Below are 20,577 nucleotides of genomic sequence, written 5' to 3'. Positions count from 1 at the left end.
GACGACAAATGGCCAGCCTTAAAGAGCTGAAAAACCGGATCAACTCGGTCGAATCGACCAAGAAGATCACCAAGGCGATGCAAATGGTCGCCGCGGCCAAGCTGCGCAAGGCGCAGGAAGCCGCGGAAGCCGCGCGCCCGTACGCTGAGCGTATGGCGGCGGTTATGGCCAATCTGTCATCGGCCATGGAAGGCCCGGACGCGCCGCGTCTGCTGGTCGGCACGGGCAAGGACGATGTCCACCTGCTCGTGGTCGCCACGGCGGACCGCGGCCTGTGCGGCGGCTTCAACACCAATATCGCGCGCTTGGCGCGCGAGCGTGTCGCGGCCCTGGTCGGCGCCGGCAAGACCGTCAAGATCCTGACGGTCGGCAAGAAGGGCTATGAAGCCCTCAAGCGTCTGCACAAGGACAAGATCGTGGACACGGTCGAACTGAAGGACGTGAAGTCCATCGATGGTTCGACCGCGGCGATGATCGGCGACAAGATCCGCACCCTGTTCGAGGCGGGCGAGTTTGATGTCTGCGAAGTCGTCAGCTCGGAATTCGTCTCCGTGATCAGCCAGAAGCCCCGCGCTCAGACGCTGATCCCGGCGCGTGACGCCATCGACGAGACCGTCGAGCGTCCCGACCTCAAAGGCGCGATCTACAGCTATGAGCCGGACGAGGAGAGCATCCTCGAGGTTCTGCTGCCGCGTTATGTGGATACGGTCATTCTCTCGGCCCTGCTGGAGAACGCTGCCGGTGAAATGGGCGCCAAGATGGCGGCCATGGACTCAGCGACCCGCAATGCCGGCGAGCTGATCGACAAGCTGAATCTGGAATACAACCGCTCCCGCCAGGCGAAAATCACCAAGGAGTTGATCGAGATCATCTCCGGCGCCGAGGCGGTGTAAGCGTAACAAGTTTGAACGACAGGCGACCGGGCGCGGCGCCTTGCAAGGTTTGGAAAAGAGGCTGAGACGATGAGCAAGCTCAAAGGCCGTATTGCGCAGGTGACCGGCGCCGTCGTGGACGTGGAGTTCGAGGGCGGTCTTCCGGATATCCTCAACGCTCTGGAGACCAAGAACGGCGACCAGAAGCTGGTTCTGGAAGTGGCGTCGCACCTGGGCGAGAATATGGTCCGCACGATCGCCATGGACGCGACCGAGGGTCTGAAGCGCGGTTCCGAAGTGACCGACACCGGGTCTCCGATCATGGTTCCGGTGGGTCCGGGCACGCTGGGCCGCATCATGAGCGTCACCGGTGAGCCGATCGACGAAGCCGGCGATGTGCAGGCCGCCATGATGGCGCCGATCCACCGTCCGGCTCCGGCGTTCGAGGAACAGTCCACCGAGGCTGAAATCCTGCCGACCGGCATCAAGGTCGTGGATCTGCTCTGCCCGTACGCCAAAGGCGGCAAGATCGGCCTGTTCGGCGGCGCTGGCGTTGGCAAGACGGTTCTGATCCAGGAACTGATCAACAACATCGCCAAGCTGTTCGGCGGCTATTCCGTGTTCGCCGGCGTCGGCGAGCGGACCCGCGAAGGCAACGATCTCTATTACGAAATGATCGAATCCGGCGTGAACAAGGACCCCAAGGAAAATGGCGGTTCTGCTGAAGGGTCGCGTTGCGCCCTCGTGTTCGGCCAGATGAACGAACCGCCGGGCGCCCGTGCTCGCGTGGCTCTGTCCGGTCTGGCTCAGGCGGAATACTTCCGCGATGAGGAAGGCAAGGACGTGCTGTTCTTCGTGGACAACATCTTCCGCTTCACCCAGGCCGGCGCCGAAGTGTCCGCTCTGCTGGGCCGGATCCCGTCCGCGGTGGGTTATCAGCCGACCCTGTCCACCGACATGGGCGCGCTGCAAGAGCGCATCACCTCGACCAAGAAGGGTTCGATCACGTCCGTGCAAGCCGTTTACGTGCCGGCCGATGACCTGACCGACCCGGCTCCGGCCACCACCTTCGCCCACCTCGACGCGACCACGGTTCTGAACCGCTCGATCGCGGAAAAAGGCATCTACCCGGCTGTGGACCCGCTGGACTCCACCTCCCGGATCCTCGAGCCGCGCATCGTGGGTGAAGAGCACTATCAGACCGCCCGTCGCGTGCAGGAAATCCTGCAGCGCTACAAGGCTCTGCAAGACATCATCGCCATCCTGGGCATGGACGAACTGTCCGAAGAGGACAAGCTGGTCGTGGCGCGCGCCCGTAAGATCGAGCGCTTCCTGTCCCAGCCGTTCGACGTGGCCGAAGTCTTCACCGGTTCTCCGGGCATCCAGGTGCCGATTGAGGAAACCGTCAAGGGCTTCAAAGGTCTGTGCGATGGCGATTACGACCATCTGCCGGAACCGGCCTTCTACATGGTCGGCACCATCGAAGACGCCGTGAAGAAAGCCGAGAAACTGGCTGCTGACGCTGCGTAAGCCTGATCAGTCGGCGCGCCCCAGGCGCGCCGGCGACCAGCCCGCCCGGCGGGCGTAACTGAGCAAGGCCTGCCCGCTTGTCGGGCGTAACTGAGCAAGGATCGGCCCATGGCTGACAAGCTGCACTTTGACCTCGTTTCGCCTGAGCGCCGCGTCTTCGCGGGCGAGGTGGACATGGTCGTGGTCCCCGGTTCCGAGGGCGATTTCGGCGTGCTGGCCAACCACGCGCCCTTCATGTCGACCATTCGCACCGGAGCGATCTCGGTTCATTCCGGCAATGACGTCTCTCGCACCTTCATCCGCGGCGGGTTCGCCGAGGTGACGGCTGCCGGCCTGACCATTCTGGCCGAAGAGGCGATCGACCTCGCCGACGTGAACGCTGAAGACGTGTCCAAGTCGCTCGCTGAAGCCCGTGAAGATCTGGGCCAGGCGCGCGATGACGAAGAACGTCATGAGGCCGAAGCCCGCATCGAGAAGTTCCAGGCCCTGCTGTCGGAACTGTCTCACTAAAGATTGAAGCCTTTTCATTTGAGGCTTGCTGGAACCCTGCGCACTCTTGCGCAGGGTTTTTGCATTCAAGGACTGAGGATGATGCGTGTCTCCATGATCTGTGCCGCAGCTGTGTCGCTGACCGCTCTCAGCGCCCCTGCGCTAGCGGCGGACGACGCTGAGATCGACGCTCTGGCGAACCAGATGATCGCCCTGTGTGATGCCGCCCTGGGCCCGCAGGGGCTGGAGGGAGCGGCGCAGGAGGCCGGAGTCACGCTGGAAGCCTTCGATTTTCCCGTTGCCGATCATGACATCACCGCGTCAGATCAGGCTCTGGCCCTGCCCCATGCCGCGGGGCTGTCCATCTGGACGGGCAAGCGCGATGGCGAGACAGTCTGTGTGATGGGCGCTCAGGACGACAATCTGCGCGTTGTCCGGGAGGTCGAGGCGAAGCTGCGCGCCGAGGATCGCAATATCGCCCACAACACCGTCAATCTCGCCTTCGGCTTCTTTAGCCGTGGCGCGTCGTCAGTCCGAGTGGTGGAGCTGGCGGCGGACCGCTAGGCGCCATAGGGCGCGAAGGCCCCAGCTACACGCTCATACACGTCCCGCTTCCACGGGATGATGAGCTGCGGCGTTGTTTCCAGCGAGACCCAACGGAACTCGGAAAATTCCTGCGGCGGCACGGCTTCAAGATCGAAGTCGGCGTCCGTCCCCAGATAGCGATAGGCGAACCAGCGCTGTTTCTGACCGCGCCAGCGATTGCGCGAGCGCTGCGCGAGGACTTCAGGCGGGAAGTCATAGGCCAGCCAGTCGTTTATGCTTCCAAGCGGCTCTATGAGCTCTTGAGTGACGCCGGTTTCTTCATAGAGTTCGCGCAGTCCCGCCTCTTCAGGCGTCTCGCCTGCATCCATGCCGCCCTGGGGAAACTGCCAGCACCAGGGCTCATCTGCGCCATAGCGCTTGCCCAGCCAGACCTTGCCGTCCGCATTGAACAGCACGACGCCCACATTGGGGCGGTGTTCGGGATAGGCGTCAGACATGACTAGTGCGTGTCTCCGTGGCCGTCGCCATGGTCATTCGCGGGGGCGTGATCCTCACCGGCGCTGGCTCCGTGGTTGGTGGTCGGGGCCTGAGCGGTTTCGACGGGGCTTCGGATCTGCATGACGAAGCTCGCCGGCGCCAGCTGGTAGCCGCGGCCATCCAGCCCTTCCGCCCAGGCTGCGATCGTATCCACGGTAGCGGGATAGGCGAAGCCCGAGCCAAGCGCCGAGCCGTTCTGCAAGGCCAGCGCTTCCAGCTCCAGAAGTCGGCCATCAATGGCGCGCGGTGTCGGGTCGGAATCCACCACCCGGTCCGCGATGGTCATGCGGGCATGGGCCTGACGTCCGGCCTGCTCCAGAACGGCGCGGCGACCTGCGCCATCATGAAAGATGCTCAGGCCGCGGGCTTCCAGTTCGGAGAAGATCTCGCTGAGCGGGCCTTCAGCAGCGCCCAGTCGCGCCCCGAGATAGTTCGCCACGCCCGTATATCCGGCGGCGCGAGACAGCAGCCAGACCAGTCGTCGCGTGTTCTCCTGGGAGCTGGCGTCCACCAGCAGCGTGTGCGGACCAGGATCGTTATTGGGGTAGTCGAACGGCTCCATGGGAAGCTCGAGCAACACCTCGTGTCCGTCCGCCCGGGCGCGATTGATCCAGTCCTGCAGATTGTCGGCATAGGGGGCGAAGCTGAGGGTCACCTCTGCAGGCAGAACCTCGATGGCGCGCTCGGTCAGGCTTTGTGACAGGCCGAGACCGCCGACAATGACCGACACTGTGGGCACGTTCTCGGCGCCTGGAAAGTCATGGGCGTAGGCCTGATCGGGGCGTTCCCCGCTGGCGCTGATGACGGGCAGGGGGCCGCCGGGGCCATTTTCATAAAGTCCGGGCAGCGGCGCAGGCGGGGCCTGGGGCGCAGCCGGCTGCGCGGTGGTGTGGCCGCCCGCATCATGAGCGCTGAGCGCATCGGCGGTGTCGCGCACGCCCGGCAGGCTCACCTCGTCAGCCTGACCGTCGCTGAAGGGCGCGCCATGATCGCCCTCAATCGGGGCGGAGGCCAGGACTTCGGGTTGGCCCGCGATATCGGCGCTGGCGCTGATGGTGGGCGCAGGACCGCCGGCGAGCCATGTCAGGGCGGCGACCCCGATGATCAGCGCAGCCGCGACCCCGAGGCCCGCCAGCAGCGGGGCTTTCAGGGGAAAGCGATCGGAGTCCAGTCGGGCCATGGTGCGCGTGCCGTTTCTTCAACGCCGGGTCAGGGGTGATTCGAACCCTGACCCTGCGTGAAGACGGGGTAAAGAAGCGTTAACGAACGCGCCTTCCGAGCGTCTGGCCTACTGCAGCTGGGCCTGTTCGCGGCTCATCATCGCGTTGAGGATCTCGATGCCGCGGTGAAGCTGGTAATCCTCGCTCGCATCCCAGTCCTCGGGCGGCATTTCGGTGTGCGAGAGTTCATTCTGCAGCTCTTCACGCTCCGCGCCGTTCTCGTTCTCCAGCGCATTGCGCAGGGCGGCCTCGGCATAGGTGTTGACGCTTTCAATCTCTTCCTCGGCGACGCGGCGCGGGGCGATGGCGATGTCAGGCGCGATGCCCGTCGCCTGAATGGTGCGACCGGCGGGCGTGTAATAGCGCGCCGTGGTCAGCCGCAGGGCGCCGTCACGGCCGCCGCGCAGCGGCACCACGGTCTGCATGGAGCCCTTCCCGAAGCTGGTCATGCCCACGATCGTCGCACGTTCGCGATCCTGCAGCGCGCCGGTTACGATTTCCGAGGCCGAGGCCGAGCCCGAATTGATCAGCACCACGATGGGCGCGCCATTGAGGATGTCCCCCGGTTCGGCGTTATAGCGGCGCGTGTCGCGCGGGTCGCGGCCACGGGTCGAGACGACCTCTCCGCCGTCCAGGAACAGCGAGGAGATCGACACCGACTGGTCCAGGAGGCCGCCCGGATTGGAGCGCAGATCGAGGATGAGGCCTGGCAGCGGTCCGCCATAGGCTTCGGTCAGGTCCTCAATGCCGGTGACGGCGTTGGCCGTGGTGTTCTCGTTGAAGGTGGTGATGCGCAGATAGGGGGTGTCGCCCTCTTCCATGCGCCAATAGGCGGCGCGCACCTCGATCAGGTCGCGCACGACCGTGACGTCGAACGGATCCTCCACGCCCTCGCGCAGAATGCTCAGTATCACCGGTTCGCCGGCCGGCCCGCGCATGCGCTCGACGGCGTCATCCATGGTTGCGCCGATCATGCTCTCGCCGTCGACGGCGATGATCTGGTCATTGGGCTCCAGCCCGGCGCGTTCGCCCGGCGTCTCGGCGATGGGGGAAATGATGGTGATCAGGTCGTCGCGAATGGTCACCTCGATCCCCACGCCGCCATATTCGCCGCTGGTGGTGATCTGCATGTCCTGGAAGTCATCCGGCGACAGATAGCTCGAATGCGGATCGAGCGCCTGCATCATGCCGTCAATCGCGCTCTCGATCAGTTCGGCCTTGTCCGGCTCGGTGACATAATCGGACTCGATCCGGCTGAGCACATCGCCGAAAAGCTCCAGCTGACGGAAGGTGGCTTCGCGGCTGTTGGTGTCTTCGCCTTCGGCGGACACCGCCAGCGTGGCGGCGCCAATTCCGAACAGGACTGCTGAAGCAATAATGTGCAGACGCATGATGGTCTTCCTCAAAGCGCGGCGGTCGAGGCTCTAGCCTCTGCGAAATTCGGGCCGAAGCCAATCCTCAGGGTCAGCAGCTTCGTCAGTGCTGCGTCTGATCTCCAGATAGAGCATTGGCGGCGGATTTGCACGGTCAGACATGGCGCCTACCGGTTCTCCGGCCAATAATGATTGTCCCTCTACGGCGTAAATAAGACCTAAGCCCCCGAGGATAAGCGTGTAACCATCGGGTGTGTTGATCATCAATACGCCATCAAACCCTTGAAAAGGCCCGGCATATACAACGACGCCATCAAAGGGGGCGGTGACCTGGGCGCGGGATGCGGTTTCAAACCAGACCCCTTCGCGACGCGCGCCGTCCGGACCGCGTTCGCCGGCGCGTATGATCAAATCTCCGCGAACAGGCGGGCTCAACCGGCCGCGCGTATCACTGAAGCGCAGGGTTTCGACCGGGCCCTCCACCGGGCGTGCATCCACGAGAGCGGCCATGGCGACCGCCGGCGTCTGTTCCGGTCTGAGACGCGGCACGGGAACGCCGGGTTCCGGTTCGGGCGCAGGCTCCGGACGCGGGGCCAGGCGCGGTTCGGCGGCGGCGAAACGGCGAATATCCGCCAGCAGCTGGCGCAGCGAACCGGCTTCGCGAGCAATCCGGGCGGCGCGTTGGGACAGATCATCAGCCTGCGCGCGCAGGGCGGCCTCGGCGGCGCGGCGTTCCTCGATCAGCGCGGTGACTTCCTCGCGCGTCACCCCCAGGGCCTCACGGGCCTGCACCAGAGCCTGGGTCTGGGCCGCGAGCGCCTCCCGCAATGCAGCCAGTTCCTCGAGACGGGCCTGCACAGCCGCGACACGGGCGTCGAGCTGGGGCGCGATCTGGGCCAGAAGCCCGGCCGCGCGGGCCGCCGAAGCGGCATCGTCTGGAGTCACCGCCAAGGCGGGCGGGTCCGACATCTCGATGCGCTGAAGGGCGGCCAGAACTCTTGCCAGGTCAGACCGTTCCGCGCGCAACCGCGCCAGAAGGTCGGATTCCTCACGCTCCAGCGCCCGCAAGCGTTCGGTGGCGGCTTCCACCTCGGCTTCACGGCTCTCCACGCGTCCTGCCGCTTCCACAAGGCGTTGCTGCAAGCGGGCGATGGCGATACGGGCGGCTTCGGCCTCGGCTTCCCGGGCTTCGGCCGCGTCGCGCAGTTCGGCGGCCTCGCGTTCCATGGACTCCACCTCGTCCGGCTCGGGCGCCGCTTGCGCCTGCAGGGCGAGGCTCAGGGCCAGAAGGGAGAGAAGGGACGCCATCAGCCTTCCCGATGATACGGCGCGCCCGCCAGAACCGAGGCGGCGCGATAGATCTGTTCGGCCAGCATGACGCGCACCAGCTTGTGCGGCCAGGTGGCCTTGCCGAAGCTGAGCATGCGCGCGCCCTGGGGCAGGGCCGGACGGTCATGGCCATCCGCGCCGCCGATCAGGAAGACCAGATCGCGTGCGCCGTCATCGCGCGCGGTTTCGATCACGCGCGAGAAGTCGAGCGAGCTCATCGGCTTCCCGGTTTCATCCAGCGCGAAGACCAGGGCGCCGGCGGGGAGATCCGCAATCAGCGCCTGGGTTTCGGCCGACTTGTCCTTGAGGGTTCTTGGATCGAGCTCACGCTCACTGACCGGACCCAGCCCGATTCCGCGCCCCACGCCATTGGCGCGGTCCAAGTACTGGTCCACAAGCTCGCGCTCGGGCCCGGCCTTGATGCGGCCGATCGCACGAATCTCAACGCGCATGGGGCGCCCCGGTTCGGGATGAGGATTGGATCAGGCCGAGCCGTCAGGCGAGACGGACCACATCTTTTCCAGATCGTAGAAGCTGCGCACTTCGGGACGGAACAGGTGAACGATCACGTCGCCGGCGTCGATCAGGACCCAGTCGCACGTCTTCAGGCCCTCGATCGCGACCTTGCCGTGCCCGGCGTCCTTGAGCTTGCGCACCAGATGGTCGGCCATGGCGCCCACATGCCGGTTGGACCGGCCAGACGCGATTACCATCACATCAGTGACGGATGATTTGCCCGTAAGATCGATGGCGACGACATCTTCCGCCTTGTCATCGTCCAGCGCGTTCAGAACCAGCGCTTCGAGATCCTGCGTGCTCTGGGCGAGTTCGCCAGAGTCGCTGTCAGCCTCGCCATTGGGGCGGCTGTGCAATTCGGTGGACAGAGTCCTTGCTCCCTTAATTGACCAAGCAGGATGCTAGCACGTTTTGTCGCCGCGTTCGAGCCAGTGAATGGAGAAGGCGCAGGCGCCCTCTTCGCTCCACACATGGGCGGGGACAAGCCCGGCCTGGCGGGCGAGGTCCTGGAAGGTGGAGACCGTGAATTTATGGGAGTTTTCGGTATGGATTGTCTCGTGCTCACGCAGCACGAAGGCTTCGCCCGCCACGGTGAATTCCAGGTCGCGCAGGGCCTGCAGGTACATTTCAACCCGTGACCGGTACGGATTCCAGAAGGCGCGGTAGGCAAGCGCCGCCGGATCGAGATCGCCGTCGAGCTCCGCATTGATCCGTTTGACAAGGTTGAAATTGAAGTCCGCCGTCGCGCCGCCGGCATCGTCATAAGCGGCCTCCAGCACGGCCGGGTCCTTGCGCAGATCCACCCCGATCAGGAGCGCATCGCCCGGACGCAGCCAGTCGCGCAGGGTCTTGAGCAGTTTCAGCGCGTCGATGAGCTCGAAATTGCCGATGGTCGACCCGGGGAAGAAGACGATCCGGCGGCCTTCGGGCAGATCCAGCGCGTCCACATCAAGCGTCTGGGTGAAGTCATGACAGATGGCGCCCACGGTCAGGTCGGGGTGATCGGACGCGATATCGGCGCAGGCCGCCTTGACGTGATCGCCCGAGATATCCATGCCCACAAAGGCGGCGGGATGATCGAGCGCGTCGAGAAGCCGGCGGATCTTCACGCTCGACCCGGCGCCGGGTTCGAGCACGACCGCTCCGGACCCGGCCAGGGCCTTCAGCTCGGGGCCGATCCGGTCCAGCAGGCTCAGCTCCGTGCGGGTGGGATAGTATTCGGGCGCCTCGGTGATCCGGTCAAAGATCGCAGATCCCGCTGCATCGTAGAAATACTTGGGCGAAATCGCTTTTTGCGGTTTGCGCAACCCGGCGAGCACATCCGCACGAAAATCGCTGGCGGAGGGCTGCAAGTCTTTGAAAAACGCCAAGGCGCCAGCCTCGACTAGGGTCTCGTTCGACATGGTCTCAAGGCGATGGCGGCTGCGGATCAGGATGCGGCTTTTGCACGCAACAGGCGTGAGGCCTCAGCATGTAATGGCTCAGTAAGGTAAGTCCACCCCGGAGGACTACCTAGAGCCAGGGTTTTCGCCTGACTGTCCTGTTTGCGCGCCCGGGCCAGATAGCGAGCAGCCGGGGACAAGCGCGCTTTCAGGCCGACGCCGGGGCGGGCGATGACGCAGATGGGAATGCGCTGCGCGATCGCCTGCCAGTTCTTCCAGCGATGAAAGCTCGCCAGCCCGTCCGCGCCCATGATCCAGACGAAGCGGACCCGGGGATGGCGGGTCTGAAGATGGGTGATCAGATCAATGGTGGTGCGGGTGTTCAGCCGGGCTTCTAGCGTGGAGACGACCTGCCGGGGGTCGGGCATGCAGCCCCGAATGGCGCTGGCGCGGCTTTCAAGGCTGGCGGGGGCATGGGCTTTCAGCGGATTTCCGGGGCTGACCAGCCACCAGACCCGATCCAGATCAAGCCGATTGAGGGCTGTCCGCGCCACATGACGGTGGGCGCGGTGAACGGGATCAAAGCTGCCGCCGTAAATCCCCACCCGCATGCCGTTATGCAGGAGCTCGGATTTCAGCGCCCGGCTCATGACGCCGAGCTGTCCGGATCGAGCACCAGATCGCCGGCATGGATCAGCGCGACGCCGCGGCGATAGCCCAGCACTCCGGTGATGGACTCCGATTTCAATCCCAGGATCTGGCGCGCTTCATGATCGTCATAGCCCGCAACGCCCACGCCCAGCCGCTCGCCGGTCGCAGTCAGAAGGCGCACGGTCGCGCCGCGTTCGAACCGGCCCTGCACGTCCACCACGCCGGCAGGCAGCAGGCTGCGGCCCTTGCGGACCGCGTCGGCGGCCCCGGGGTCCAGCACCAAGGCGCCCTCACGCGCCAGAGACCCCAGGATCCAGGCGCGGCGGGCGCTTTCGGGATTGCCGTTCGGGGCGAACCAGCTGTGACGCGCGCCGGCGCGGATCGCGGCGATGGGATGGTCGTGATCGCCGCGGCAGATGATCATGGCGCAGCCGGCTGCATTGGCGATGCGCGCAGCGGCGATCTTGCTGGCCATGCCGCCAGTCCCGGCGGCGCCGGCGCGAGCCGGGCCGGCCAGCGCCTCGATCTCGGCGGTGATGGTCTCGATTTCTGGGATGTGCAGAGCGCCCGGCTCGCGCGGATCGCGATCATACAGACCGTCCACATCGGACAGGATGATCAGGAGCTGGGCGCCCACGAGCTGCGCCGTGCGCGCCGCCAGCCGGTCATTGTCGCCAAAGCGCAATTCCTCGGTGGCGACCGTGTCATTCTCGTTGATCACCGGCACGGCGCCAAGCTTCAGAAGGGTTTCAAGGGTGGTGTGGGCGTTCAGCCAGCGCGGGCGCGATTCAATATCGGCGGGAGAGACCAGCGCCTGGGCGGCGGGAAAGCCATGGCGGGCGAAAGCCTGGTTCCAGTGCTGGATCAAGAGCGCCTGACCGGCCGCGGCGGCGGCCTGCTTCTCTTCCAGCGTCAGGGTCTTGCCCGGTTTGAGGCCCAGCCGGGGACGGCCCAGGGCGACCGCAGCGGAGCTGACCAGCACCACCTCGCGCCCCTCAGAGCGCAAGGCGTTGATGTCATCGGCCAGCGCCTGGAAGCGGTCCTGTCGGGGCGCAAGGCTGTCGGGGTCGATCAGCTGGGCCGATCCGACCTTGATGACGACCCGCCGGGCCGTCGCCATGCGCGCCTCAGGCGTCACAGATCAGGCGTCCAGCCGGTTTCGCCGCGCTCCTCGCGTTCGGCCTCTTCCTTCAGGCGCTTTTCTTCGGTGCGACGGGCGTGAACCGCGTCCCAGATCACCTTCAGAAGCTCCTTGAGGCCCTCGCGGGTCGCGCCGGACAAATGGTAGGGAACAGCGCCCAGACGGTCCTTGAACTCGGCGTCCAGCATCTCGACGATTTCAGGATCGGCGGCGTCGAGCTTGTTCAGAACGACGATCTCGCGCTTGTCGGTGATGCCGCCGCCATAGGCCTCAAGCTCGGTGCGCACGGTGTCATAGGCGCCCATCGGGTCTTCGCCCGTCGCATCGATGAGGTGCACCAGCAGGGCGCAGCGTTCGATATGCCCCAGGAAACGGTCGCCAATGCCGGCGCCCTCATGCGCGCCCTCGATCAGGCCCGGAATATCGGCCAGCACAAAGCGGTTGCCCGTGCCCATCTCCACCACGCCCAGATTGGGATGCAGCGTGGTGAAGGGATAGGCGGCGATCTTGGGGTGGGCCTTGCTGGCCACGGACAGAAGCGTGGACTTGCCGGCGTTCGGCAGGCCGACAAGACCGGCATCCGCGATCAGTTTCAGGCGCAGCCAGATGGCGCGCTCCTCGCCAGCTTCGCCGGGCTGGGAAATGCGCGGCGCCTGGTTGCGGCTCGACTTGAAATGGGCGTTGCCCTTGCCGCCAATGCCGCCCTTGGCCAACAGCGCCTTCTGCCCGACCTCGGTGAGGTCGGCCAGCAGCGTCTCCTTGTCCTCGTCAAACACCTGGGTGCCGACGGGCACGCGCAGCACCACATCCTCGCCGCCGCGCCCGGTGCGGTTGCGACCCGCGCCGTTATGGCCGCGCTCGGCCTTGAAGTGCTGCTGGTAGCGGTAATCGATCAGGGTGTTCAGGCCCTCCACGGCCTCCACCCAGACATCCCCGCCATCGCCGCCATCGCCGCCGTCCGGCCCGCCGAACTCGACATAGGCCTCGCGCCGGAATGACACGCATCCCGGGCCGCCCCAGCCGGACTTCACATACACTTTGGCTTGATCAAGGAACTTCATGGCTCGGTTTTATCTGTGTCTGTTGAGCTGGGCTAGCCCGCCATCGCCATCTGACGGATGGGCGCAGAGCCCATGCGTCCGAAAGAGAAGGCGGTCCCGGTTTCGCCGGTATAGCCGAAGCCGGATTTTTCCAGCACCCGGCCGGATGCCGGGTTGTCTTCATAATGGCTTGCGGTGAACGGCGTCATCGCATGCTGTCTCGCCCAGTCGCACAGCCCCTGTGCGGCCTCGGTCGCGTAACCCTGCCCCCAGGCGGCGGGCATGATCCAATAGCCCAGCTCCCAGCCTTCATCATGGGGGTGCAGTCCGATCACGCCGACCGCGCTGCCGGTATCGGCTTCGCAGATGGCGCGCACCACATCGCCCTTGATCTGCTCGCGGGCGCGCATGATCAGGATGAAGGCCTCCGCAAACAGGGGCGGGTTCTGGGCGGGAACCCGGCTGGTCATGCGGCAGATTTCCGGGCGGGCGCTTTCAGGACCCACCCAGGCGGCGTCGTCAATCTCGAGCGGACGCAGAACCAGACGCGGAGTGCGGATGTCCGCAAACACGACGGGTTTCATCGCTGCGCCCGCTTCGAACTCGGGCGTGTCTTCAGGTTCGGACTGCATGTCTCTCATATCGGCCTCCTCTGGGCGCGAACTGGGCGGGGAGAGACTTCAAACGCAAAAGGGGAGACGGCGATCCGTCTCCCCTGAAACTTGGCCGTCTGGCCCGGATCGCCCCTCTTCGGGATGGGCGATCACGAGGTCAGCGTCGCCCTATTCAGCCGCGTCCGCGAGCGGAGCGACGGACACGAAGGTCCGGTTAAGCTTCTTCTTGGCGAAGGTCACACGACCTTCGGTCAGCGCGAACAGGGTGTGGTCCTTGCCCATGCCGACATTTTCGCCGGCGTAGTATTTGGTGCCGCGCTGACGAATGATGATGTTGCCCGGAATCACGTGCTGACCGCCGGACTTCTTGACGCCGAGGCGCCGGCCTTCACTGTCGCGGCCGTTGCGCGACGAACCGCCTGCCTTTTTGTGAGCCATGGTGCTCTCCTTCTCAGGTTCTGTTGCCGCGTGGCCTTACTTGCCAGCGAGTTTCTTGGCTTCAGCGACCCAGTCGCCTTTTTCCGCCTTGGTCTTCAGACCGGAGATCTCGCCGTCCAGGCGCTCGATCTCGGCTTCGGTCCAGGCGGCGATCTGAGCGAAGCTGGTCACGCCGGCTTCGTTCAGCTTGGTGGCGAAGGCCGGACCCACGCCGGTCAGCTGGGTCAGATCGTCAGAGCCCGCTGCTTCGGTCTTGGCCTTGGCGGCCGCTTTCGGAGCGGCTTTCTTGGCCGGAGCCGGGGTCTCGTCAGCCGCGATCTTGGCGGGTTTCGCGTCCAGCTTGGACTTCGAACCCGGCTTCAGGATTTCAGCGACAGAGATCACGGCGATCCACTGACGGTGGCCTTTGGTGCGGCGGTAGTTCTGACGGCGGCGCTTCTTGAAGACCTTGATCTTCTTGTCCTTGCGGATGTCCAGCACGTTGGCGGTCACAGACGCGCCATCGACAGCCGGAGCGCCGACCAGAGAGTCGCCTTCGCCGCCGATCATCAGCACTTCGTCAAACGCGACCACATCGCCGGTTTCCGCGCTGAGCTTCTCAACGCGCAGGATGTCGCCTTCGGAGACGCGGTATTGCTTACCGCCGGTCTTGATCACTGCATACATGATCATGTTCCTTTTTTGCCGGAGCCGTATCTGCGGAAACCCGCGAGACCGGAGCCCTTTTTCTTCGCCGGTTCTTGGTGCGAGCCAGCGTTGTTTCACAAGCACAATCCCCGCATCGGACAAGTCCGTGCGGGGACAGAGCGCGGGATATAGGCGAAACGAGCGGACAGAGTCAATGCGTCCCTGTCCTGAAATCGTCGTCAGGCCTGACGATCCGGCCTGTTCAGCCTAGTCGGGCTGGAACCGGCGCCGGGCGTATTCCTGGGCGAGTTCGCGCTCAAGCTCCACATCCTCGGCGAAGCGGCAGACCAGTTCGACCCGGCGACTGCCGGTTTCCTGCTCGTACTGGCAGATCATGTCTTCGCCAAAGAGCGCAGACATGCGCTGCTGCGCGGCGAGCGCAGACGCATCCAGGCCCGAGACCTTTGTGGGCGCGCAGGCGGCGGCCGCCAGAACGCCCATGACGCCAATCAGGTAAAACGCAGCTTTCATGACACCCTCCCATTGGGATCCAGATTTATTCATTATGAATAACTAGATTACCACCGGATGTCGGCTAGGGCGACAGGAACATGGTCACTGCAAAAACTCGGAGACCTGCCGCTCAGTGATCGTAGGGGCGGACAGTGGTCGGACTTTCGCTGGAGGGGCCGAATGTCCGCGGATTCGTGATCGTGCCGCTGCGACGCTGGCTGTGACGCTGACGGGCATACTCCTGGGAGAGTTCCCGACGCTGTTCGATCTCGGCCTGGGTCCGGCAGATCAGCTCGCCAAGACGGGTGCCGGTGGTGCGCTCGCGCGCGCAGACCATTTCCTCCCCCGCCTGCGCGGAAGCGAGGCGAGACGCCTCGAGGTCCACGCGGTCATTGTTCGGGGCGGCGCAAGCGCCGAGCGCCAGGAGCGTGGCGGTTCCGATGCAAAGACATTTGCGGTTCATGACGGTCTCCCGATGTGTCCAGGCGTGCACATTGCACCCAAGGTAGCATCTAAAGACCTGAAAGGCGAGTCTCGTCCGGACCTATCCAGGGATCGGGAGCAATCAGGAATCCGGACCGAAGCCGCGCGGCCCGCGCTGACCACTGCGCATGTTGGTATTGCGCTGGCGGGCGTAATCCTGGGCGCGTTCCCGCTCGGCGTCGATTTCAGCCTGGCTGCGGCAGATCAGTTCGCCCAGCCGGGTGCCGGTGGTGCGTTCACGCGAGCAGACAATTTCCTCACCCGCCTGCGCGGACGCCAGACGGGACGCCTCAAGGTCGACGCGGTCATTGTTCGGTGCGGCGCAGGCGCCGATCATCAGAAGGGCGGCGGCGCCGCCCAGAGCGATATGGATGTTCATGATTGTCAGTCTCCCCGGTTTAGCCTTGCAGCTTTGGGGCGCAGGGCGGTTGAGTCAAGGCGCGGCGCCTCTCAAGACGGGAATAATCCTATCTCGTTACACTCGGGGCGGCGCTTTCGATGCCAGACGCAGCTCTGCGGATGAGCCCGGCGCCCAAAGGGCTTGATTTTGAGCCCCGCGTTTGCGACACCGCGCTTCCCTGAGTTCGGAGAGATGCCGGAGTGGTCGAACGGGGCGGTCTCGAAAACCGTTGTGCCTTTACGGGTACCGAGGGTTCGAATCCCTCTCTCTCCGCCACTTAGATTGATTTAAGGCTTTTTCATCAGCATCTTGACGGATTGATTGGGAGGTGTGCCCTAACAACTGCCCCAATAGCGTTGCTCTTGATGTTTCCCCCCTCGCGTGCGTTGATTGCAGCGCATCGCCACAGGGGGAGAAAAATGATCCGATACATACCGCTTATAGCGTTGACTATTTTGCTGGCTGGTTGCGCGACCACGTATTCTGTTGCGCCAGTAACGAACACCAACCAAGCTTTGCGATATTATAAGGGCACCCCAACGCTATCGAGCGTACTTGAGCGGTCAGTTGTTGAGGTAACGCCTCTATCCAACTCGTTTCAGGGGCGACCTGTATTTATGCTTGTCGCATTCAATGACAGCCCCGATGCCCACCAATTAGGGGTGGAAAATATTGAAGCAATTGTAAACGGTGAAGGCCACCGCATTTACACTGCCACGGAGCTGCAGCGTGAAGCGGAGCGTGCGGCTGCATGGGAGCAGTTTGCGGTTGCATTGGCTGCTGGTGCACAAAGTTACGCTAATGCTCAAGCGGCGTATAGCAACACGTACTCCACTTACTCTGCATATGGCTCTGCAACGGCTGTGAGTCCTTACGGAAGCACAATCGTAACAGGGAGCGCCTACGGCTCTGGCATGTCGACAACTTATAATCCTGGCGTTACGCAAGCACTTGAGGCACAGAATCGGGCCCGAACTGCTGATCAGTTGAATCAGATTGAGGCTCGGCTTGAAGCAGTAAGCGTAGATTTGCAGAATAACATTCTGCAGACGACAACTATCCTGCCCGGATCGGCTTACGGTGGTCGAATTGTTTTAGATGCACCAGAAATGGATGATGGCAACGCCACAATAATCCTTGAAGTGGAACTTGGGGGCGAGGTTCATTCGTTCGAATTCTCAGCCGTAACCGAGTAGTTTGCTGTATATGGGGCTATCCCTTAGATCGGCTGGCGCGCGCGTATTGCTCTCATAATAAGCTCGCGTGCGGGTGAGTGGTCCCTTTCATTTCCTGTCATGCCTTGAAAGCAGGGGGTCCCCATTGGGCAGGTTCGGCTGGGACCCTGAACGCACAGGGCAACGCTCATAATGGGACCCGTTGGCTATCAGCAGCTTCCCCTTAATCAGCCATGACAAACCGGCATGCTCAGCGAGCGCCTAACTATAGGCGGTGCAAGGTGTCTTGCGGACTAACTGGTGGCGCTGGGCGAACGCCCTTGCAGGCTGGGGTTTTTGCACCTTTCCCCGCGAGTTGCGTTCGCCCATTTCGCTCCGCAGAAAATGCGCCGCGTATGGCGCTATTCGTGCGTCATTGCCCATCATAGGGGCGGGCGATACGCCACAGATTTTGCGCCGTTGGTTTTTGTTGGGGTCGCCAGCGCTCGAAGCGCTCCGGTTCGGAAGGCCGGTTCTCCGCTGGAAAGCGGCTAAGGGATACGACACGCCCCCGCGCCTTTTTGGGTCCCCTCACGCCGCCGCGCCTTTCCAGAATGAACCAGCCGCGTTCAATGCAAGACTGGACCACTTTCCGGGCTGTATTTTCAGAGCAGCCCAGCATGGCCGCAACGCTGGCGTCAGACAGGTCAAAAGCGTTCAGCTTGTCGGGTCGATAGGCCGCCATGACATGCGTCACCAAATCCCGCCCTCGGCTGCAGAGCGTGCGCCATGCGGGCAAGGTGTACCACTTGGAATAAATCCGTGCGTGTGGCGCTTCGCGGCGCGAGCCTGTGTGTTGATTTGTTTTCATGCTCCATTGGCAGGCGCTGGGGCGGACTGAGGCCCGCCCCGATTGTCGCCTATGCGCCACCTCCTTCCGGGGCCAGCGCGCGCACTGCGATTATGTCTCGCAGCACATAGCGGGCATGGGTTCCGGGGAATGGGCCGCCATGGGGTTCGGTGATGGTTTCGATGTTGAATCCCATGCACCGCAGATTGTGCACATAAGCCGACCAGCGCGGGGCGGGTGTGGTTAAAGGCGTCACCCCTTTGGCTCCGGCCTTGTCGAGCGACAGCAGCGCCCAAGCGTTACGCCCGGATACGATGATGGCGGGTCGCTTGGGTTCATTGGGGAAGCTGACTGAGATAGACTCACGCATCGCCTCATCCCTCCACATTCAGGCCAGCAAGCTCGGCATAGAGCTTCAGCGTGGCAGGGGGGCGGAGCGGCATGCGAGTGCGCATGAAATGCTCTGCATGGCTCAGCCTACGCCGGTCATCCTGACGGGCTGCAAAGCGGAACAGGGGCAGGTCGAGATGATTGCGCGCACGGGCGCGATTGCGTAAAAAACGCATTGTTCTAGTCCTATCGCTATGTGGGGTCAGAACGTGCCCTGGCGCTGGGTGCCTCCAGCGCTGGGGCCTTTTGTTCAGGAGGTGCGCGGCTCGCTGGACCGCTCAATCAAGGCGTCGAGCGCATCGCGGCGGATCAAGCGGCGTGTTCCGATTTTAAGGCTATCGAGCGAACCTTCCGCGAGCAGGCGGTAAACTTGCGAACGCGAGACGCCGAGATAGCTGGCCGCATCGAGAACGGAATACGCGGCGCGTTGCACGTTATCAGGCATAGAGGCCCTCCTTTCTCCATCGCTGAACCCTTCAGCGACTTGGGAGGACTCCTATAGAAAGCATGGTGCGCCTAGGGTCTACAGAAACAAATCGGCTATTTTTTTACATCAAAGCTTTCTTCGTCCCACCAATCGGCAAGCTTCGCAAAGCGTATTGGTATATCGACCCGCAACATCTCAAACCGTTTGTAGTCAAATTTCTTGAACTCTTTTTCTAGATTTTCCGCTGAAGCCCAGTCAGGCGTTCCTCTCAGTGTTTCGCTAGCCAGCTCAAAACAGCGCCGCATAGGTGCATCTGGATCCACAGTGATTTTCCATTCCTGCCTCAGCTTTTCGGCCTCATCGCGCTCTGACTCAAACGTGCCTACAAGCACAGGGTCAGGTCCTCGGTAAGCTAATATCGCGCAACGGCATGCGTGTATCCGCTGCCACCAGCGCTTATGAGAGTAGTGCCTACCAAGCACAGTGTTTCCATAACCACGATCCGCCCCTACTCCTTTTTCAATAGCCCTCCTTACGAACAACGCTCCTGTCTCCACGGCCCAGTCTGGCGGCGGTTGCCCTACAACTGCAGCTTCAATAATTGCCTCAAACCACGCTATTTCATTGCCTGCTTTATGGTAGCGCTCCTGCATAGAAAACGGCTTATACTCATCCGGGCCCGGCAGAGTGGCGTAGAATTCCCTGAATAGATCAAGCTGGCTTGGTTTTTTGTTTTCAGGCAATTTTTACTACCTTTTCTAAGGTGGAAGGCGAAAGATAGTCAGCCCAAGCCTCCATTAGTCTCCGCCGCTTATCCAACGCATCCCCGCGCCGATAAGCGCGTTCGACGGCATCCCCCACGACATGCGCGAGCGCCGCTTCTGCAACCTCACGCGGGAAGGCCGTGGCCTCGCCCGCCCAGTCCCTGAAGCTGGACCGGAAGCCATGAACGCTGGCTTTCTCGGCGGGAATGCCCATGCGCCGCAAAACCGCCGTAAGCGACATGTCAGACAACGGCTTGCCGCGATAACCGGGGAAAATGATTGCGCTGGGGGCTCCGCCGCTCAAAGGGCGCAAGCTCTCGATAAGGGCAAGGGCGGCATCGCTCAGCGGCACGCGATGAGCTTTGCCCGCTTTCATGCGTTCGGCTGGGACTGTCCAAACCTTGCCCTCAAGGTCGATTTCGGACCAGCACGCGCCGCGCACCTCACCAGACCGGGCTGCGGTCAGGATGAGAAACTCAAGGGCGCGCGCCGATACGCCGTCCCGTCCTTTTAGGGCGTCTGAAAATTCAGGAAGCTCTGCATAGGGCATGGCGGCATGATGCCCACGTGTGAGCTTTTGTCGTGCGGGTAAAAGGTTCGCCAGATGCCCTTTCCAGCGGGCCGGGTTCTCTCCGTCTCGAAAGCCTTTGGCCTTCGCGGCATCGAGCACCTTTTCAATCCGCCCCCGCACTCGTGAGGCGGTTTCCGGCTTGCTGGACCAGATCGGCTTCAGAACGCCCAGAACGTCTTCAGTCTCGATTCTATCGACGGGCAGGCGTCCCAGCGCCGCCGCATCATTGGCCAGTGTGCTTTTCCATTGGTCCTTGTGCTTGGGGTTTCGCCACTGGGGCGCGAGGCTGTCGATAACCTCATTGGCGAACTCCCCGAACTCAGGAATGGCCTGTGAAGCCTTTTTGGCGGTGATGGGGTTCACCCCCTCGGCAACGTGCGCGCGCGCTTCTGCGGCCCTCTCACGGGCTCTGGCGAGGGTTATAGAACGGGCGGAGCCCAGCCCCATCTCTCGCAGCTTGCCGCGCCAGCGGAACAGGAACACCCAGCGCCGCCCCCCGCCCGGTCCAACATTCAGGTAAAGACCGCCCCCGTCGCCATGCCGCCCGGGCTTGGCGTCATCACGCATCAGCGAGGCGACCGTGCGCGCGCTCAGCTTGTTCAGTGTCCGGCTTCCGACCAACGCCCTGCCCCAATAGCTGCCCCAACAAATTACTGGGATTATGTGGTACGCGCTGGGATGTGTCGAGACATGAAAAGGCGGAAATGCCTTTGTTTTATA

At 63.3% G+C, this 20,577-nt stretch carries 27 protein-coding genes and 1 tRNA gene; 6 read left to right on the top strand and 22 right to left on the bottom strand.

What is annotated here, in order from left to right:
• Positions 1-8 precede the first annotated feature (8 nt).
• The 4 genes from OA2633_RS08860 (at position 9) to OA2633_RS08845 (ending at position 3,455) form a co-directional block, all read left to right on the top strand.
• Complete coding sequence (locus tag OA2633_RS08860; protein ID WP_009802197.1) at positions 9-893, top strand: F0F1 ATP synthase subunit gamma; 885 nt, start codon at positions 9-11, stop codon at positions 891-893.
• A gap of 69 nt (positions 894-962) precedes the next feature.
• Entirely contained in the window at positions 963-2,402 is a 1,440-nt protein-coding gene (gene atpD / locus OA2633_RS08855; RefSeq protein WP_009802196.1) for a F0F1 ATP synthase subunit beta, read from the top strand.
• A gap of 108 nt (positions 2,403-2,510) precedes the next feature.
• Entirely contained in the window at positions 2,511-2,912 is a 402-nt protein-coding gene (locus OA2633_RS08850; RefSeq protein WP_009802195.1) for a F0F1 ATP synthase subunit epsilon, read from the top strand.
• Positions 2,913-3,005: 93 nt separating this feature from the next.
• Positions 3,006-3,455 (top strand): hypothetical protein, encoded by a 450-nt coding sequence (locus OA2633_RS08845; protein WP_156776202.1) that lies wholly within the window; start codon positions 3,006-3,008, stop codon positions 3,453-3,455.
• Here OA2633_RS08845 and OA2633_RS08840 read toward each other — a convergent pair.
• The 16 genes from OA2633_RS08840 to OA2633_RS08765 all read right to left on the bottom strand — a co-directional run bounded on the left by OA2633_RS08840 (position 3,452) and on the right by OA2633_RS08765 (position 15,680).
• A complete protein-coding gene (locus tag OA2633_RS08840) occupies positions 3,452-3,934 on the bottom strand; it encodes an RNA pyrophosphohydrolase (protein ID WP_009802193.1) in 483 nt (160 codons plus the stop codon). The genes OA2633_RS08845 and OA2633_RS08840 overlap by 4 nt on opposite strands.
• 2 nt (positions 3,935-3,936) lie before the next feature.
• Positions 3,937-5,154: a divergent polysaccharide deacetylase family protein gene (locus OA2633_RS08835; RefSeq protein WP_009802192.1), complete on the bottom strand. Its 1,218-nt coding sequence runs from the start codon at positions 5,152-5,154 to the stop codon at positions 3,937-3,939.
• 108 nt (positions 5,155-5,262) lie between these two features.
• On the bottom strand, positions 5,263-6,585 hold the full coding sequence (locus tag OA2633_RS08830) for a S41 family peptidase (RefSeq protein ID WP_009802191.1): 1,323 nt from the start codon (positions 6,583-6,585) through the stop codon (positions 5,263-5,265).
• Positions 6,586-6,618: 33 nt separating this feature from the next.
• Entirely contained in the window at positions 6,619-7,875 is a 1,257-nt protein-coding gene (locus tag OA2633_RS08825) for a murein hydrolase activator EnvC (protein WP_009802190.1), read from the bottom strand.
• Positions 7,875-8,348 carry a 23S rRNA (pseudouridine(1915)-N(3))-methyltransferase RlmH gene (gene rlmH / locus OA2633_RS08820; protein ID WP_009802189.1) on the bottom strand — a complete coding sequence of 158 codons (474 nt, stop codon included), beginning with the start codon at positions 8,346-8,348 and terminating at the stop codon, positions 7,875-7,877. The genes OA2633_RS08825 and rlmH overlap by 1 nt, the downstream gene beginning before the upstream one ends.
• Positions 8,349-8,378: 30 nt before the next feature.
• Positions 8,379-8,768, bottom strand: a complete 390-nt coding sequence (gene rsfS / locus OA2633_RS08815) for a ribosome silencing factor (protein WP_009802188.1) — start codon at positions 8,766-8,768, stop codon at positions 8,379-8,381.
• A gap of 45 nt (positions 8,769-8,813) precedes the next feature.
• Entirely contained in the window at positions 8,814-9,782 is a 969-nt protein-coding gene (gene egtD / locus OA2633_RS08810) for an L-histidine N(alpha)-methyltransferase (protein ID WP_040613354.1), read from the bottom strand.
• Positions 9,783-9,841: 59 nt separating this feature from the next.
• Positions 9,842-10,444: a nicotinate-nucleotide adenylyltransferase gene (locus tag OA2633_RS08805; RefSeq protein ID WP_009802186.1), complete on the bottom strand. Its 603-nt coding sequence runs from the start codon at positions 10,442-10,444 to the stop codon at positions 9,842-9,844.
• Positions 10,441-11,565: a glutamate 5-kinase gene (proB, locus tag OA2633_RS08800; protein ID WP_040612574.1), complete on the bottom strand. Its 1,125-nt coding sequence runs from the start codon at positions 11,563-11,565 to the stop codon at positions 10,441-10,443. Before proB ends, OA2633_RS08805 begins: the two co-directional genes overlap by 4 nt.
• 14 nt (positions 11,566-11,579) lie before the next feature.
• Complete coding sequence (gene obgE, locus OA2633_RS08795; RefSeq protein WP_009802184.1) at positions 11,580-12,647, bottom strand: GTPase ObgE; 1,068 nt, start codon at positions 12,645-12,647, stop codon at positions 11,580-11,582.
• A 32-nt stretch (positions 12,648-12,679) separates the two neighbouring features.
• Positions 12,680-13,267 (bottom strand): GNAT family N-acetyltransferase, encoded by a 588-nt coding sequence (locus OA2633_RS08790; RefSeq protein ID WP_009802183.1) that lies wholly within the window; start codon positions 13,265-13,267, stop codon positions 12,680-12,682.
• A 141-nt stretch (positions 13,268-13,408) separates the two neighbouring features.
• Entirely contained in the window at positions 13,409-13,678 is a 270-nt protein-coding gene (gene rpmA, locus OA2633_RS08785) for a 50S ribosomal protein L27 (protein WP_009802182.1), read from the bottom strand.
• Between the two features lie 36 nt (positions 13,679-13,714).
• On the bottom strand, positions 13,715-14,350 hold the full coding sequence (locus tag OA2633_RS08780; protein WP_009802181.1) for a 50S ribosomal protein L21: 636 nt from the start codon (positions 14,348-14,350) through the stop codon (positions 13,715-13,717).
• Between the two features lie 222 nt (positions 14,351-14,572).
• Positions 14,573-14,836, bottom strand: coding sequence for a hypothetical protein (locus OA2633_RS08775; RefSeq protein ID WP_009802180.1), 264 nt, complete (start codon positions 14,834-14,836; stop codon positions 14,573-14,575).
• A 112-nt stretch (positions 14,837-14,948) separates the two neighbouring features.
• On the bottom strand, positions 14,949-15,281 hold the full coding sequence (locus OA2633_RS08770) for a hypothetical protein (protein WP_009802179.1): 333 nt from the start codon (positions 15,279-15,281) through the stop codon (positions 14,949-14,951).
• A 102-nt stretch (positions 15,282-15,383) separates the two neighbouring features.
• Complete coding sequence (locus OA2633_RS08765) at positions 15,384-15,680, bottom strand: hypothetical protein (protein ID WP_009802178.1); 297 nt, start codon at positions 15,678-15,680, stop codon at positions 15,384-15,386.
• A 207-nt stretch (positions 15,681-15,887) separates the two neighbouring features.
• Here OA2633_RS08765 and OA2633_RS08760 point away from each other — a divergent pair.
• Positions 15,888-15,977, top strand: a tRNA-Ser gene (locus tag OA2633_RS08760).
• Positions 15,978-16,120: 143 nt separating this feature from the next.
• Entirely contained in the window at positions 16,121-16,897 is a 777-nt protein-coding gene (locus OA2633_RS16130; RefSeq protein ID WP_156776201.1) for a hypothetical protein, read from the top strand.
• 391 nt (positions 16,898-17,288) lie between these two features.
• Here OA2633_RS16130 and OA2633_RS08755 read toward each other — a convergent pair whose 3' ends face one another.
• From OA2633_RS08755 to OA2633_RS08740, 6 genes are all read right to left on the bottom strand, one after another.
• Positions 17,289-17,600 carry a hypothetical protein gene (locus OA2633_RS08755; RefSeq protein ID WP_040612572.1) on the bottom strand — a complete coding sequence of 104 codons (312 nt, stop codon included), beginning with the start codon at positions 17,598-17,600 and terminating at the stop codon, positions 17,289-17,291.
• 175 nt (positions 17,601-17,775) lie between these two features.
• Positions 17,776-18,075: a hypothetical protein gene (locus tag OA2633_RS15875; protein WP_009802176.1), complete on the bottom strand. Its 300-nt coding sequence runs from the start codon at positions 18,073-18,075 to the stop codon at positions 17,776-17,778.
• 4 nt (positions 18,076-18,079) lie between these two features.
• Positions 18,080-18,271, bottom strand: a complete 192-nt coding sequence (locus tag OA2633_RS16125; RefSeq protein WP_156776200.1) for a hypothetical protein — start codon at positions 18,269-18,271, stop codon at positions 18,080-18,082.
• Positions 18,272-18,345: 74 nt separating this feature from the next.
• Complete coding sequence (locus OA2633_RS08745; protein ID WP_009802174.1) at positions 18,346-18,540, bottom strand: excisionase family DNA-binding protein; 195 nt, start codon at positions 18,538-18,540, stop codon at positions 18,346-18,348.
• A 95-nt stretch (positions 18,541-18,635) separates the two neighbouring features.
• On the bottom strand, positions 18,636-19,265 hold the full coding sequence (locus OA2633_RS16120; RefSeq protein ID WP_156776199.1) for a hypothetical protein: 630 nt from the start codon (positions 19,263-19,265) through the stop codon (positions 18,636-18,638).
• Positions 19,258-20,460 carry a site-specific integrase gene (locus OA2633_RS08740; protein WP_040613347.1) on the bottom strand — a complete coding sequence of 401 codons (1,203 nt, stop codon included), beginning with the start codon at positions 20,458-20,460 and terminating at the stop codon, positions 19,258-19,260. The genes OA2633_RS16120 and OA2633_RS08740 overlap by 8 nt, the downstream gene beginning before the upstream one ends.
• Between the last annotated feature and the right edge of the window lie 117 nt (positions 20,461-20,577).

This window comes from Oceanicaulis sp. HTCC2633 (assembly GCF_000152745.1).
Classification (GTDB): Bacteria; Pseudomonadota; Alphaproteobacteria; order Caulobacterales; family Maricaulaceae; genus Oceanicaulis.
Note: the sequence above shows the minus strand (reverse complement) of the source record. Positions and strands in the feature narration are given on the sequence as shown.